This is a genomic window from Belliella alkalica (assembly GCF_022549785.1).
Lineage (GTDB): Bacteria > Bacteroidota > Bacteroidia > Cytophagales > Cyclobacteriaceae > Belliella > Belliella alkalica.
In genome coordinates, this window is record NZ_JAKZGO010000003.1 from 111,253 (window position 1) to 126,634 (window position 15,382).

Here is a 15,382-nt window from a genome sequence, read left to right on the forward strand (position 1 = left end):
GTAATTAAGTTATTGGTGAGTAGGTGGTCAAATAATTATTTGAAAGCATAAGATTGGATGAATAAATATATAGTAGGTTTAGTTCTTTTGGGATTGTTTTCTTGTTTGAAAAAGGAAGAAGAAATAAAGCTATTCTCTCTACTTCCTATATCACAAACTGGCATAGATTTCAGGAATGATTTGGTCTCTTCTGATCAATTGAATATCCTTGAATACTTGTATTTTTATAATGGTGGTGGAATAGCAATTGGCGATATCAATAATGATGGTTTGGTAGATATTTATTTCACATCAAATCAAGGGGGAAATAAGCTTTATCTTAACAAAGGAGATTTTCAATTCATAGATATCACCGAGTCTGCAGGTGTGGTGGGGGATGGAGGTTGGTCTACAGGGGTGACTATGGCGGATATAGATGGTGATGGTCTGCTGGATATCTATGTTTGTCAGGTCGGAGATTACAAGGGGATTTCGGGTAAAAACAAACTTTACATCAATAATGGAGATCTGACTTTTTCAGAAAAAGGTGCGGAATTTGGTGTTGATTTTACGGGTTTCTCTACGCATGCATTGTTTTTTGACTACGATCAAGATGGGGACTTGGATTTGTATTTATTGAATCATTCGATCAAAAAACCTGAGGTGTTCACCCATGCAGACACAAAATTTTCCGATCAAGATGAAAAGGGAGGAGATAAATTGTTTAAAAGCTTGGTGTCTCAGGGGGAGATGAGAATGATGGAAGCTACAGAAGACGCGGGCATTTTGTCAAGTAGTCTTGGTTTTGGTCTAGGAGTAGGCATCGGAGATGTCAATGGCGATGGCTGGCTGGATATTTATGTTTCAAATGACTTTACCGAGGATGATTATCTTTATATCAATCAGGGAGATGGGACCTTTAAGGAGTCTTTAAGTGAATTTATCAGCCATACGAGTAGGTATAGCATGGGCAATGATATCAATGATATCAATAATGATGGCCTACCAGATATTTTTACTACGGATATGTTGCCGGAGGATCCTGTGATTTGGATGAAATCGATTGGTGAGGATAAGCAGGAGGTATATGATATTAAGAAGAAATTCGGCTATGGTGATCAGTATGTTAGAAATCACCTTCAGCTGAATCAAGGGAATCAACGCTTTGCTGAAATTGGTCTTTTGACAAATACTTTTGCTACCGATTGGAGTTGGTCTCCTTTGATTTTTGATATGGACAATGACGGATTCAAAGATATTCATATCACAAACGGAATTGTAAAGAGACCAAATGACCTGGATTTCGTGCAATACAGTCAATCAAAAGATCCAAATTTGTCTGAAGAAGAGGTGTTTAATAGATTGATAGAGTTGCTCCCAACCATGAAGCTCTCAAATTATTCATTCAGAAATGGTGGGGCTTTGGATTTTACAAATGTGTCGGAGGTATGGGGTTTAGATCACATTTCCTATTCTTCAGGCTCAGCGTATGCAGATTTGAACAATGATGGTGCATTGGATTTGGTTATCAATAATATCAATGATCATGCTTTTATTTACAAAAACAATTCTCAGCAAATCCTAAAAAACAACTTTGTCCAATTAGATCTAAAGGGTGAAAAAAGCAATTTGTTTGGTATTGGTGCAGGTGTGACTGTGTTTTCTCAAGGTGAAATTTTTCATCAACTGCTAAGCACATCTAGAGGTTTTCAATCTGGTTCATCCACCACTTTGACTTTTGGTTTGGGAAATAGAAGTAAAATTGATTCTGTTATGGTAGTTTGGAATGCCAAAGACAAAGAGATTTTCTATGAAAATGAAGTTAACAAAAGATTGATTATTGAAAAGGGGAAAGGGAAAGACTTCACATACATTCAAAAAGTTACGGAGCCGGCATTTAGAGTAGTTGATTTGGGAATAAACTGGAGACATGAAGAGAATGTAGAGTTTGATGACACTCGAAGGGAATATTTAATTCCAAGAAAATACTCCACAGAAGGGCCTGCTTTAGCAATAGGCGATATTAACAATGATGGACTGGATGACTTTTATGTGGGTGGGGCAAAAGGGCAAGCTTCTGCATTGTACATACAACAAGCCAATGGTACATTTGTAGCTCAAGAAAATCCGGTATTCGAAATGCTAAAACCTGGGGAGGATGTGGTCGCAGAGTTTATTGATTTGAATGGGGATGGTTTTTTGGACCTGTATGTTGGCAGCGGAGGGAATGAAAATCCACAACAACATATTTTTAATTTTGACCGAGTCTACCTCAATGATGGGAGTGGAAATCTGCAGTTTTCCCCAAATTCTCTCCCCCCTATTGGAGAAAACACTTCCTCAATCGCTTTTCATGATGTGAATGGAGATGGTGCACCTGACCTATTTATTACAGCCTCTGTTGTCACTGGAAACTATGGAGCCAAGCCATATAGCTATCTTTTGATCAATGATGGCAAAGGGAGTTTCAAAGATGGGACTCGACAGTTTTTTGGTAATGATTTTCACACAGGAATGCTACAAAAGGCTATCTGGGTTGATATAGATGGAGATCAGAAAAAAGAGCTTGTAATGGTAGGGGAGTGGGCTGATATCAAGGTTTTTAAGCAAAATGAGGATCTGTTTTTTGGGCAAACCTTCATTGGGGAAGATGCTGAAAGAGCTGGGTTTTTCAATACAATTTCGGTTTTTGAATCTAACTCTGATCCAATTTTACTAATCGGAAACTTAGGTTTGAACAGCAAATTGAAAGCAAGTACAGAAAGGCCTCTTTGGCTGTATCATTATGATTTTGATGGCAATGAACAGGAAGATCCCGTCATTTTTCATTACATGGGAGAAAAGCTAGTTCCATTTGCCTCACGTGATGATTTGATCAAGCAGATTCCTTCTATAAAAAAGAAGCATTCAAGCTATGTAGAATATGCACAAATCAAAAAGCCAGATGATTTATTTGATAAGTCTCTGCTACATGATGCAGCCAAATACAAAGTTGAGAACTTGCTGTCAGGGTTATTGAAAAAAGATGAAAATGGAAATTATAAGTTTGTACCATTTCCCGTAAAAGGTCAATTTTCCCCGCTAAAGGATTTTTATACTTGGGAAAAAAACGGGGCTATACATATATTGGCAATAGGTGGGTTTTATGGATTTAGGAATGATTTGGGAAAGGCCGATGCGATGCCTATGATACATTTTGTATATGAAGAAGGTCAGATAAAAATACAAGATTTGAACTTGGATTTTGATTTAATAAAAGGAGAGTACCGATGTATAAAACCAATATCAATACAGGGGAAGCCTCACCTTTTAGCACTGAGAAACAATGCTAAGCCTTTATTGCTAAAAGTTAATTTGAACAATTAGGGAAATTGCAATTTTGCCACTCTGGTAAGTATTTGTTAATTTTGAAAATATTTATTGAAATTCTGAAAATGAGGATGTTGAAAAGGTTATTTGTTTTGCTTGTGATTTTTGCTTTTGGAGTAGGTTGCCAGCCAAAAGATTATCAAAATGTGATTACTGACGGTTCTTATCAGATTGCAGCTCAAGACAAATTGACTGAAATTATTATTCACGATATTTTTTCCCCACCTGTAGCTAGCCGGATTTATGCTTATCCTGCCATAGCAGCCTACGAGGTAGCTGTATTAGCTGGAAACGGTGAGTACAAAACTTTGATGGGGCAATTGAATGCCTTTGAAAAAGTTGATTTTGAGGTTACGGAGGATGTTTATCTTCCATTGGCCTCTTTGGCGGCATATTATAAAGTAGGAACTACTTTGATTTTTTCAGAAGATATGATGCGTGACCACAAGAATGCAGCATTCAAAGAGCTTAAATCCAAAGGGATTCCGAATGATGTTTTTGAAGGATCTGTTGCATTTGGAGAAAAGGTAGCAGACTATGTCATCGCCTATTCCAAGAAAGACAACTATCATCAAAGCAGGTCTTTTGAAAAATACACCATCAGTAGTGATCCAAACTCTTGGCAACCTACTCCTCCAATGTATATGGAAGGGATAGAACCACATTGGAATAAGATCAGACCATTTGTTTTGGAGAGTCCAAGCCAATTTAAATCCGAACCTGCCACTGCTTTTGACTCAAAGCCTGGAAGTGATTTTTTCAGAGAAGCAGAGGAGGTATTCAATGTTGTGAAGAATTTGACCAAAGAACAAAGCGATATTGCTTTCTTCTGGGATTGTAATCCTTACAAAGTAAATGTCAAAGGACACGTCATGTTTGCAGAGAAAAAAATAACGCCTGGAGGGCATTGGATGGGGATAGCCGCAATTTCTTCCAAAACAGCAAATCAAGACTGGATAGGTGCAGCTGAAACTTTGGCAAAAACCTCAATTGCATTGTTTGATGGCTTTATAGCTTGTTGGGATGAAAAGTATAGAAGCGTTTTGATCAGGCCAGAAACATACATAAACAAATATATAGATGAGGAATGGCTGCCTATCCTACAAACCCCACCTTTCCCAGAGTACACAAGTGGCCACAGTGTGATAAGCAATGCCGCGGCAGAGACTTTGACAAGCTTATTTGGTGATGGCTTTCACTTTGTAGATTCTACGGAGGTTGCTTATGGACTTCCTATCAGAGAGTTTGAATCATTTAGAATAGCAGCCGATGAAGCTGCCATAAGCAGGCTTTATGGTGGGATTCATTACATGCCAGCAATAGTAAATGGCGCTTCTAAAGGAAAAAAAATCGGACAATATCTCGTTGGGAAAATTGAGACTAAGAATGGGAAATTGGCAGAAAAATAATTTCTCAATATCAAAAAGATATAATAGGCTGGATTTTATAAGATTCAGCCTATTTTTGTGCTTTATAAATCAAATTAACAAATGGATATTATCTTAAAATATTTCCCTGACCTTAGTGCAAATCAAATAGATCAATTGGCTCAATTGCAAGATTTATATGCTGATTGGAACGAAAAAATCAATGTGATAAGCAGAAAGGATACGGAATTTTTTTATGAAAGACATGTGCTTCATGCGATGTCAATTGCTAAAGTGATGAAGTTTCAGCCAGGCACAAAAGTTTTGGATATAGGAACAGGTGGAGGTTTTCCAGGCATTCCTTTGGCGATTCTTTTCCCAGAAACACATTTCCATTTGGTAGATTCAATTGGGAAGAAAATTAGTGTTGTTAAAGATGTTGCCAAAAAGCTTAAATTGTCGAATGTCGAAGCCCAACAAGTAAGAGCCGAGACTTTGGTCAGGCGATATGACTTTGTAGTAAGCCGAGCGGTGACGCGATTCGCCAATTTTTTTCCTTGGGTCAAAGGGAAATTCAAGAAAGAAGACTTCAACGAATTTCAAAATGGAATATTTTTGCTCAAAGGCGGTGATGTAGATGAAGAGATGGAAGAAAGAAATGTAGGATATGTTACCTATCATCTTAGCGATTATTTTGAAGAAGAATTTTTTGATACCAAGAAGGTCGTCTATGTTCCATGGGAAGGGAAAAGATAATTTCAGGTCTTAGAAAAAAATAAATCCGCCATACATGGTTGATCATGGCGTGGCGGATTTTTTGTTACAATTTAGGATTTTATTACATTTTTATTTTTCCAATAAGGCAAACTCCTTCGCAAAATAACTCAAAATCACATTTGCTCCAGCGCGTTTGATGCTTAGCAAAGATTCTAACATCGCGCGTTCACCATCCAACCAGCCCTTTTCTGCTGAGGCTTTGATCATGGCATATTCTCCACTGACATTGTATGCTGCTATTGGTAAATTGGAATTGTCTTTCAAAAGTCGAATTACATCCAAATAAGCCAAGGCAGGTTTTACCATTAGGAAATCTGCTCCTTCCTCTGTGTCCAAGTCAGCTTCTATCAAAGCTTCATAGTAATTGGCAGCATCCATTTGATAGGTTTTCTTATCTCCAGATTTCGGTGCCGAATCCAATGCGTCACGGAAAGGACCGTAAAATGCAGAAGCATACTTGGCAGTGTAGGACATGATGGAGACATCAGTGTAGCCATTTTCATCCAAGACACTTCTGATGAAACCAACTCGCCCATCCATCATGTCAGATGGTCCTAGAATATCTGCTCCAGCTTGGGCTTGGGCCAAAGACATTTTTCCCAAAATCTCCAAAGTTTCATCATTGAGGATTTTTCCATTTTCCACCAATCCATCATGTCCGTCAGAGCTATAAGGATCCATAGCAACATCCGTCATCACCACGATATCGGGGAAGGTGCTCTTGATTTTATGAATTGCTTTGAGATAAAAAGTTTCTGAACTGTGGCTTTCTGTAGCAAATCGATCTTTTTTGCTCTCAGGATATGCAGGGAAAATATCAAATGCCATAATACCAAGATTTACACATTCCTCGATTTCTTTCAACATCAAATCCAAAGAATACCTATAAATCCCTGGCATGGAGGCTACCTCAATCTTTTGGTTGATACCATCGATCAAAAACATTGGGAAAATAAAGTCTTTGACAGAAAGCCTAGTTTCTTCCACCATATTTCTGATTGCTTGGGACTTTCTGTTTCTTCTTGGTCTTCTTTGCATATCAAGTGAATTTTGAGGCAAAGTTAACATTATTCCGCAGAAGCATTCGCTTCCAAAAAGCTTTTGATTTTTTGGATATTCATTGGTGAAGCACCTATAAAAACTTCTGCAACTTCTCCGTTTTTATCAATCAATACATGTAATGGAATAGCTCTGCCCTTGTAATCACTTTTATCCAAGGCTTTAAGTATCGTAGTCGCAGCCTTATTTCCAAAACTCATTTCATAATCAAACTGAAAATCTTTCCTTTTTTTCAGGAAAGTTTCATAAACGTTTTCTGTCTCATCCGAAAATGCAATAAATCTTACATTTTTGTCTTTGTATTCAGCAACTATTTCATTCATTTCTGGAATTTCCTTGATACAAGGTCCACACCAAGTAGCCCAAACATTGATAACAGCTACATCTCCTGGGGCTATCTCAGGTATCTGGGTGTTTTTCAGAGATTTATTGAAATCTTCTTTGAAGCTCTCAATGGGATGTGTCGAATTTGGATTAATAAAAACAAAAAGTGAGAAAAGGATGCTTGCTAAGACTTTCATAGGAATGTTTATTTAGTTGGAATAAATATATGCTCTTTGTATTAAAATAAAAATTTTAATTGCTTAGTTTATCAATTCGGAGCTTATAATTTCAAAATCATGATCACTCTCTTAAAATAAGAAAAAGTGTCTTCCTGGTGAAATCAACTTTCATTCCACGAAGATACTTTTTTACGAGCAGATATCGGATTGTTAAAAATTGATTTGTGCTTGTAACCTTAGCAAAGAACCTTTTTGTCTGTTGTCGGGATTCAATGAATCTTCAAACGTCCTGTCTGAGATCGTGTACATAGCCACAAGTTCGAAGTTTTTGTGTGGCTGCCATTCTACTCCGATTTCCAATTCTTTGACTCTATGTTTGGTGGCATCAAGCTCGTGCTTTTTCCCTCCTTTATAATAATGATATCTCGTAAATGGAATAAAAATATCTTTCCCTTTTTGAAGATAATAGGATGCCAATACATATCCGCCTTCCAATGGTGCATCATTAACAGTGTTTGTTTCAGGATCATATTCTGGGCCTCTTCCCCAGTTGAATTCAGCCTGGATTCCAAATGGTTGAGGATATAGGATGAAACTTGGTCCATACCTGTATTCCCTAAATTCTGTTTGATCGAAGTCAGTCAGTGGATTTCTATTGATCACAAACTTTCCGGAATAGCCTTGGAAGGATGTTTCTATGATTTGTCCCGATGGCAATTCAAAAGGGTAGGTCAATCTTGATACGACATGTAGCGAGTTGTTTTTGTCAGGTTGATTTGCAGTTTGACCATTGTATAGTCCCAAGCCAAACACTCCGTAATCTCCAGATCCTTTGAGTCCGGACGATACCAAATAGCTAAACCTTTTTCTGATTACTGAAGGCGCATAGTAAAACATCACCCCAATGTCACGTTCATTAGCTACTGCAGAATTGAGCCCATCATTTCGGTCAAGTGGGATCCTGTTTTGACTGGATTGAAGGTTTTCAAAACCAAATGGCACTTTGCTTTGCCCAATTCTCAATCGGAACTCTTGTTTTTGATCTAAGCCTAAATCAAAATAAGCATCCCTGATTTGGGCAAAATTACTGCCTCCAGATGCAAAATCTGGTTGGATATAGAAATAGACCCTTTCATGGATTTGTCCATAAAAGATCATCCTGATTCTTCGGAAAAAGAAACCTCCATTATCTCCCCATGATTTATCACACTGATCACAAGATAGGTCGGGATTGGTTTCTAATAATCGGTTGTACCGCAATTGGGCATATCCGCGCAATTGAATCGACTCAAACCAGCTTTTTTTCAAAGTTGGTTGAACCTCTTCTGTTGCGGTTGAGTCTCTTGGAATGTCCCTTGCAAAAACATCCTTGGAGAAGACCATCAATCCTAAGATGATAGCCATAGCGATTTTGATTCGCATAACCAGAAATGGGGTTTAATAATAAGAAGTATTGTACAGCGTCACAAAGGTGAGAAGCTAATATTTCTTTATGATGATGGAGAAATTAATTATTTGTTATGTGAATTTCTGGCAGTAAAGTGTGGAAAGTCTGTTTTTGAATTCAAATGCTTGAAAAACAATTTAAAATGCCATTTTTATACTTGTATCTATTGTTATCAAAATGTTAAGGAAACTCAAATGTTAAATTAAGGGCAAAAAATTGTTAAGCAAAAAATGGTTTTAAGGGATCAGTTGATCAGTTATCAGTACATAGGTTGAATTGAAAATTTCAAATTATGATAGCTTACTAGAAAGAAAGTAGGGATGTGAAAAGTAAAATAACTCAGTTCAAGGATTTGAAAAAACCTTGAACTGAGTTATAGTCTAGTTTAGAATTAAAATAAATTTAATACTGTCTCAAGTTTGAGGTTTTTGTAATCATTGATGTATAGATCGCAAGGAGGCAGTTCATCTTTGGTATGTGAAGAGAGTACACCTACTACCTTCATTCCAGCATTCAAAGCTGCTGTTACACCGGAGAAGGAATCTTCGAAGACAATGCAATTCTTGGGAGATACTTTTAGGTTATCTGCAGATTTGAGATAGACTTCAGGGTCAGGCTTATGCTTGCTGACATTTTCACTGGCCAAGACAGATTCCATTTTATTTAGAAGTGATAGTTTCTTGGCTATCAATTCTAAGTTTGCCAAAGGGGCGGAAGTAGCTACTCCGGTTGAGATATTTTTTGCTTTGATGCTATCCAGGAATTCCAAGTATCCAGCTATTGGATCGATCTTGTCGGCATAGATTTCCCTAAATAGGCTCTCCTTTTCGTCTTCCAGCTGAAGCAGTTCTTCACCTTCTATCTTTCTGCCAAAAAAATGACTCATGATATATGAATTGCTTTTGCCATACATGTGCTCGGCAAATTCCCCTTCTGTGGGTTGCATATCTCTTTTGGCAAAAAATGATTTAAATGCCATAGAATGAAAAGGGTTGGTATGGCAGATCACTCCGTCCATATCGAAAATTATTGCTTTTTGCATGGGGTAATAGGTTTGGTTTTAATTTGGTGCAAAGGTAGAAGTTGCAAACGGAAGGGCAAGATAAAATATAGGTAATTCGATTAGGAAGGATGAAAAGGAAGGCTGGAAAGACCTTTAACCCTGTACAGGTATTTAGACTTCTGTAAATAATAAATGAGTAAAACCAAGTAAGGTTTTCAAAAAAATTAATTGAAGGAGTGTACAGTAGGTTTTAGTTTACATTTGCTTCTAGCTTTAATTGTTTTATAGGTTTCAAGCACTATGTTGCTTGTTGTTATAAATTAAGAAGGGGAGAGTAGTGGTTAAATATTTTTGTTTGAAGATTTTAAACTTACAAATAGTTTCTTTTAATAATGAGGGTTGGGGTGTGTTGGTTATTGAAATAGTAGAGATATAATTAATTAAGTTTATCAATTAAATGTATTAGTTATTTTTAATCATTTAATAATTATAAAAATATTGGTTTTTAATGGTTGATATGATAAAGTAGATATTACCACCTGGATTTTTGTGAACATAATATTTTCGTATTAGAAAATTAATTCAGTAATTTTATTTGTAAAAATATGTATTTTCTTTTTTTAATATTATAAATCTTTCGTTATGTAATTAATTTTTAGAATAGTTTTTGTTTTTCAAAAAAAAAAACAATATTTTTGAATATTAACATAAACCAAAACAATTATGAAAAAGAAAAACAGATTAGCAAAAGCAGTTATGGTAGCAAGTGTCATGACTATGGGAGTGGGGCTTATTCACTCTTTTAACTTGGAAGCTCAGACTACTGGAGGGGGTGAAGGAGGAGACTGTTGGAATGGGATTTCTGAAATGCCTGGTGTACAAACACGCTTTTGCGGATCATGTACATTTGTTGATAATAGTAAGCCTTCAGCTTGGGCAAAAAAGAAGGAATGCTAATTTTAAAGGATTGGAGAGGGTTATTGTATTTTTAACCCTCTTTTCATTTATGTTTATTTGAAATAAGATTATGTGTTAATTGCCCTATATTTATGAAGAATTACAAAAATATTAGTTTAACGATTCTGTTTTTTGCTTTCGTTCTATTACCTTTTTTAGGATGTGAAAATACTTCAGATGAGCAAATCTATATGACATTTGATAAAGTTGATTATGTTATTGATTTCCCAAATACATTCAAGCTTTCAGAAAGCAAAACGCCTCAAGTAGATATAGTTGGTCTTTCTGATTTTACGATTTTTGATAGCCTTCTTATTTTAGGAACAAAAAAGAGTGATGGTTTGTGGGATTTATATTCACTTCCAGATTATCAACCTCTTGGCTCTTTCTTAAAAAGAGGAGATGGTCCGGAAGAATTTATGCAAGGACCAGGCGCTTCGATGAAGAATAAAATAGTAAAGGAATCAGGTCAAATAATTGCTTACATATATGACTTTGAAAAAGGTAGTATAAAAAGATTTAATATAAGTGAATCTATAAAATCCAAGGAATTACATCTTTCTACAATGGAAAAAATTTTACCTCCATTTCTTTTTGATTTTGTAATGTTAGATAGTGCAGAGATTTTTATAAGGGAAATTGGTGATTTTGATACTCATCAAATTAGATTCATTGTCAATGAAAATAATAAAAAAATAGAGATGCCTTTTTTAGAAAAGCTAAATGAAACGGCAATATCTAAAGGTAAAAATATCAATATTCTGTCCACAATCATCAAGTCAAGTCCTCTTGGAAATAGATTGGTAGAGATGCCTGTTTTTTTGAATTATATAAATCTTTATTCTCCAAATGGGGAGTTCTACAAAACAATATGCGTAGGGGATAAGCTTTTTGATATCTCGGTTGTTCAGGAGCAGGAAGAATGGAGTTGGGCATCTCATTTTTCCAATGTAAGTGTTTTTGATGGTTTTTTTGGGGTTGTATATCATGAAGAAAAAAGAAAGAAATCTCCCTCAATACTTCTTTTCGATTTGGAAGGAAGTCCATTGGCAGAACTTGAATTGGAAAATCACATAACGTCTTTTGATATCGATTTTAATAGCATGGAGTTATATACGTTTGATAGTGAAAATGACAAGTTTTTAAAATATAATATTCAAAATGTATTATCAGAAATAGGATTGTCGAAACTATAAATAATTGATTTATAGTTTGTAATTTGTCGATTTTTTTTTCCATTTAATTTATGAAGAATTTTATGTTTGATTCAATAAAGATAGAGAGTAATGCTATAACAAACTATACCCATCTTAATAGCTCCTTTTGTGATGATTTGGGGATTTTATCTGGAAAATCAGCAACTTTATTAATCCTTTCAACAACAAATGATCCGTATCACAAAGAGCATATTTCCCTTTCTTTCTTGGAAGAGATCCTATCCCAAATCCACCGAAATATTCCCTTGACTTTCGGGCATGGTATAGCGGGGATTGGGGCTATGATTCAGTGGATGAAAAGTCTTGGTGTACTGGAGCAAGGGCCGGAAGAACTGCTAGGTGATATTGAAAATTCACTTTTTGAATTGGTATATAGCGAAAATTTGAGAGGTCTTGATGTGGCGGAGGGAATTAGTGGCTTTGGATTTTATTTCTTGCAAAGAGTTGAGGCTTGTAGCAAAATACTGAATAGAGAAGAAAGGAATGAGCAATACGCTATGTATAAGAAGTGCATTATTTCTTTGACCTACCAATTTGTGAAAATATTCAAAGATGAATTGAGAAAGGAGTATCCTAAACCTTTTTCTTATTGGTATGGATATTCAGGGATTTATCTTTTTTTATACCGTGTCCATCAGTTGGGATTCTTGGAACTTGAGACAGGAGCAGTTCTTGCGAGTCTTGAGAAAAAAATCATTTTGGAAATAGAGTCAAAGGATGCAAATTGGGAGAGTTTGGATGCCTATTTTGTTTTTGGCTATATTGGATCTACTAGACATATCAGGGCTTTGTTGGTTGACGACATTGGCGCTTTAGACCCAAACCAATGCCCTTTCGAATACCTTGCACTACGGGCATTCCAACTCAGTTTTCTAGGTGAAAAATTCGATTTGAATACTGCCATGGCGCTTTCGGAGACGCTCTTGGAAAAAATCAAGTTTGAACTCCAAAGCAAAGTCATACCTGATTTATTCCCATTTGACCCAGGTGCCAAATCAGTTCCAATGGGTATGGAGAGGGGATTGGCAGGAACGGCCTTGCCCTTGATTTCCTTGGAGAATGGAAATAGGAAGTGGCTTGAAGTATTGGGTTTTGCCAAAATAAACTAATAATCACAAGTTGATTTACATCATTAAAATCTTGTCAAGACATCATGGAGGGAAGAAAGAAAGAGATTATATTTCTATACTGTGGTTTAAGAACAGGGAATTTTGGGGCTGGATCACATTTTTACGCACTACTAGACGGGCTTTCCAAGTCTGAGAATTTCAAAATAAAGATGATTCGAACTGATTCCCAGCTGTATAGAGAGGTTACAGTCAATTCTTATGGCAATATTCCTGTGTTGGATATTCCACAGCCTGAGAACAAGCTGTTTCTGACTGTAGAAGATAGCCTAATACAAAAGACTTATGCCAAAAGGGTGTTGGAAATATCATATCCATTTTTTGAGGACTTTGAAGACCCATTTTTTGTAGTCAATTCAATAGATTACCTGAATTTGGTATTGGAGATGAAAGGTTCTTTGGAAGCATGCAGTATAGCCTATATCCATCATGCCTGGAGTTGGAAAGATTTTTACAATAAGCCGGACCGGATATTTATGGAGGATTGGTATACTCTAAATACCCCAAGATTGGAGCAGGCGATGTATTACACCAAGCAACAACAGAAACTGGCTTTATTGGCTGATAAAGTGGTTGCTGTGACCGATCAGGCTAGGGATTTTTTTGTAAAGCATCTTGGAGTAGCACAAAACAAGGTCTTCAAAATATATAATGGTCTGGATATGGACAAATTGCAGGGAATAGATGGCATAATCTCCCCTTCAGATTATGGACTTGGATCATCGGAAAAGGCCATCCTATACTGCGGTCGGATCAAATCCGAAAAAGGTGTAGGTGCACTTATTGAAGCATTTAAAATCATTCATAAAACACATCCCGATTACAGGCTGGTGTTGATTGGATCTGGAGATTTTAAGGAGATGATTTCAAAGACCAATCCCATTTCTGCCAAGGTTACCTTCACAGGGAAGTTGTCAAGGGAGGAGTTGTTTAAGTGGTACGGTATGGCTTCAGTAGGGGTTCTGCCCTCTTTCCATGAACAGTGCAGCTTTACGGCCTTAGAGATGGCTGCCCATCGCCTCCCAATGGTCATAAGTGCTGTGGATGGTTTGGAAGAAATGTATCATGATGGCTTGGACAGTCTCAAAGTACAGGTAGGCTTTGATAAAGATGGGTTCAAGACCATTTTCCCCCAGACTCTGGCAGAGAAAATAATAACTCTAATACAGAACCCTGAATTAGCCACTCAATTGGCTCAAAATGCATTTCGATTGGTTTCTGAAAAATACACCTTGGATAATATGATTAGAGGATATATTGAGTTGTTTCAAACTGAATCTCACGAAATCTATTTAAAATATCAAGACAAATCTATTTGGTAAAGTAGACGGAGCTATATTGAAACTTGAATTATTCATTATTTATCTTTCAAGTAATTATTTTTAATTTTTATTTTTTAAAATTTTCTTTCGTAATCTTTTCATATTGATAAAAAATAATATTTTTGGATACTAACATAAATCAAAACAATTATGTAAAAGAAAAACAGGCTAGCAAAAGCAGTTATGGTAGCAAGTGTCATGACTATGGGGGTTGGGCTTGTACAGCCAGTAAATTTGGAGGCTCAAACTACTGGAGGTGGCAGTTCTTATTCAGCTGCAGGTTTTGAATTCCCATGCACAAGGATTTGGTGTCAGTCAACTTGGTCTATGAGTGCCTGTGGTCTGGGTGAAGTCACTAGTCAAGTTTGTAATACATCAGCAAGCCAAAGATTTAGAGTTGTTTAGAAATGGGGTTCTGGGAAATGAAAAAATCCATCTGATTTCATATGCCAGTGCCTCAGGTATAGCGCTTCATTACCTGAGTGTTTTTCCGGATCAAGTAAGTAAAATATTAGCTATCAATCCCCTTCTTTTTGATTTGCAGAAGAATATGAATTTCCTGCCCTTTGAAATCAAGAATGATGAAGCTTCACAAGAATTCATAGATGAAAAATGGATAAAGTTTGCGTGGTATCTGGGGTTGGAAGAGCCTTTTTATGGAGGAAAGCGAAAAAAGAATGAACTTGTAGATAGAATTTACCAATTCAATTCATGGGAGTTCTTATTACCGGAAGTAAATGGAGAACTATTGCAGCGCATAGCTGTAAAAGTCCGTCTTTTTGAGCATACTCGAAATTACCTCTATGAGCATGACGAATCCAAGACGATTCCGAGTGTAATCCAATGGATGAAGAATAACAGCATGGAAGTTTGGGATGCTTTTGATCGGCAGCCATTCCGGTTTGTGGGAATGCATTATGATTTGTTGACACAGTTTACAGGAAAGATGATGATCGTCTGTTCCAATCAAAATCTAATGATCAACCCAAAAACATTCGAAGGTTTGGCGGAATTCATCTCAAACCCAACCATGCTTTATATAAAAGATGCACATGCCTTGCAGAAGCTTTATTCACAACCTGAATGGCCATTAGTTCTCCAAAGTTTTTTCGATAGCGATGTGCAAGGGCAAATCCAAGCCTTCAAAGACCTTCAAAATAAAGGATTGATCCGTTAAGAAAAAAAGGAATGCTAAGGATTTAAATTCCATAAACATTCCTTTTCAAATTATCTCTACGATATTTCGATCTTACTT

The 15,382-nt window shown here is 36.4% G+C and carries 13 protein-coding genes; 9 read left to right on the forward strand and 4 right to left on the reverse strand.

Translation table 11 applies throughout. The annotated features are described in order from the left end of the window. Positions 1-57 precede the first annotated feature (57 nt). The 3 genes from MM213_RS04505 (at position 58) to rsmG (ending at position 5,471) form a co-directional block, all read left to right on the forward strand. Positions 58-3,345 (forward strand): VCBS repeat-containing protein, encoded by a 3,288-nt coding sequence (locus tag MM213_RS04505; RefSeq protein WP_241410284.1) that lies wholly within the window; start codon positions 58-60, stop codon positions 3,343-3,345. A 68-nt stretch (positions 3,346-3,413) separates the two neighbouring features. Beyond that, complete coding sequence (locus MM213_RS04510; RefSeq protein ID WP_241410285.1) at positions 3,414-4,757, forward strand: vanadium-dependent haloperoxidase; 1,344 nt, start codon at positions 3,414-3,416, stop codon at positions 4,755-4,757. Between the two features lie 81 nt (positions 4,758-4,838). After that, positions 4,839-5,471 carry a 16S rRNA (guanine(527)-N(7))-methyltransferase RsmG gene (gene rsmG / locus MM213_RS04515; RefSeq protein ID WP_241410286.1) on the forward strand — a complete coding sequence of 211 codons (633 nt, stop codon included), beginning with the start codon at positions 4,839-4,841 and terminating at the stop codon, positions 5,469-5,471. Positions 5,472-5,561: 90 nt separating this feature from the next. Here the strand turns inward: rsmG and hemB are convergent, their stop codons facing one another. The 4 genes from hemB to MM213_RS04535 all read right to left on the reverse strand — a co-directional run bounded on the left by hemB (position 5,562) and on the right by MM213_RS04535 (position 9,543). Then, on the reverse strand, positions 5,562-6,530 hold the full coding sequence (gene hemB, locus MM213_RS04520) for a porphobilinogen synthase (protein ID WP_241410287.1): 969 nt from the start codon (positions 6,528-6,530) through the stop codon (positions 5,562-5,564). 29 nt (positions 6,531-6,559) lie between these two features. Continuing rightward, a complete protein-coding gene (locus MM213_RS04525) occupies positions 6,560-7,072 on the reverse strand; it encodes a TlpA family protein disulfide reductase (protein WP_241410288.1) in 513 nt (170 codons plus the stop codon). 192 nt (positions 7,073-7,264) lie between these two features. Further along, on the reverse strand, positions 7,265-8,476 hold the full coding sequence (locus MM213_RS04530; RefSeq protein ID WP_241410289.1) for a porin: 1,212 nt from the start codon (positions 8,474-8,476) through the stop codon (positions 7,265-7,267). A 416-nt stretch (positions 8,477-8,892) separates the two neighbouring features. Further along, positions 8,893-9,543 carry an HAD family hydrolase gene (locus MM213_RS04535; RefSeq protein WP_241410290.1) on the reverse strand — a complete coding sequence of 217 codons (651 nt, stop codon included), beginning with the start codon at positions 9,541-9,543 and terminating at the stop codon, positions 8,893-8,895. 684 nt (positions 9,544-10,227) lie between these two features. Here MM213_RS04535 and MM213_RS04540 point away from each other — a divergent pair. The 6 genes from MM213_RS04540 (at position 10,228) to MM213_RS04565 (ending at position 15,304) form a co-directional block, all read left to right on the forward strand. Beyond that, positions 10,228-10,461, forward strand: a complete 234-nt coding sequence (locus MM213_RS04540; RefSeq protein ID WP_241410291.1) for a hypothetical protein — start codon at positions 10,228-10,230, stop codon at positions 10,459-10,461. A gap of 92 nt (positions 10,462-10,553) precedes the next feature. Next, a complete protein-coding gene (locus tag MM213_RS04545) occupies positions 10,554-11,657 on the forward strand; it encodes a BF3164 family lipoprotein (protein ID WP_241410292.1) in 1,104 nt (367 codons plus the stop codon). A 50-nt stretch (positions 11,658-11,707) separates the two neighbouring features. Beyond that, a complete protein-coding gene (locus MM213_RS04550) occupies positions 11,708-12,787 on the forward strand; it encodes a glycoside hydrolase family protein (RefSeq protein WP_241410293.1) in 1,080 nt (359 codons plus the stop codon). A 44-nt stretch (positions 12,788-12,831) separates the two neighbouring features. Next, positions 12,832-14,127 (forward strand): glycosyltransferase, encoded by a 1,296-nt coding sequence (locus tag MM213_RS04555; protein ID WP_241410294.1) that lies wholly within the window; start codon positions 12,832-12,834, stop codon positions 14,125-14,127. A gap of 183 nt (positions 14,128-14,310) precedes the next feature. Continuing rightward, on the forward strand, positions 14,311-14,532 hold the full coding sequence (locus tag MM213_RS04560; protein ID WP_241410295.1) for a hypothetical protein: 222 nt from the start codon (positions 14,311-14,313) through the stop codon (positions 14,530-14,532). Beyond that, on the forward strand, positions 14,525-15,304 hold the full coding sequence (locus tag MM213_RS04565; protein ID WP_241410296.1) for a hypothetical protein: 780 nt from the start codon (positions 14,525-14,527) through the stop codon (positions 15,302-15,304). The genes MM213_RS04560 and MM213_RS04565 overlap by 8 nt, the downstream gene beginning before the upstream one ends. The last annotated feature ends 78 nt before the right edge of the window (positions 15,305-15,382 follow it).

Coding starts and splice junctions, on each gene's coding strand:
- MM213_RS04525 (WP_241410288.1), bottom strand. CDS start 7,072: ATGAAAGTCTTAGCAAGCATCCTTTTCTCACTTTTTGTTTTTATTAAT.
- rsmG (WP_241410286.1), top strand. CDS start 4,839: ATGGATATTATCTTAAAATATTTCCCTGACCTTAGTGCAAATCAAATA.
- MM213_RS04560 (WP_241410295.1), top strand. CDS start 14,311: ATGGTAGCAAGTGTCATGACTATGGGGGTTGGGCTTGTACAGCCAGTA.
- MM213_RS04530 (WP_241410289.1), bottom strand. CDS start 8,476: ATGCGAATCAAAATCGCTATGGCTATCATCTTAGGATTGATGGTCTTC.
- MM213_RS04505 (WP_241410284.1), top strand. CDS start 58: ATGAATAAATATATAGTAGGTTTAGTTCTTTTGGGATTGTTTTCTTGT.
- hemB (WP_241410287.1), bottom strand. CDS start 6,530: ATGCAAAGAAGACCAAGAAGAAACAGAAAGTCCCAAGCAATCAGAAAT.
- MM213_RS04510 (WP_241410285.1), top strand. CDS start 3,414: ATGAGGATGTTGAAAAGGTTATTTGTTTTGCTTGTGATTTTTGCTTTT.
- MM213_RS04545 (WP_241410292.1), top strand. CDS start 10,554: ATGAAGAATTACAAAAATATTAGTTTAACGATTCTGTTTTTTGCTTTC.
- MM213_RS04550 (WP_241410293.1), top strand. CDS start 11,708: ATGAAGAATTTTATGTTTGATTCAATAAAGATAGAGAGTAATGCTATA.
- MM213_RS04535 (WP_241410290.1), bottom strand. CDS start 9,543: ATGCAAAAAGCAATAATTTTCGATATGGACGGAGTGATCTGCCATACC.
- MM213_RS04540 (WP_241410291.1), top strand. CDS start 10,228: ATGAAAAAGAAAAACAGATTAGCAAAAGCAGTTATGGTAGCAAGTGTC.
- MM213_RS04555 (WP_241410294.1), top strand. CDS start 12,832: ATGGAGGGAAGAAAGAAAGAGATTATATTTCTATACTGTGGTTTAAGA.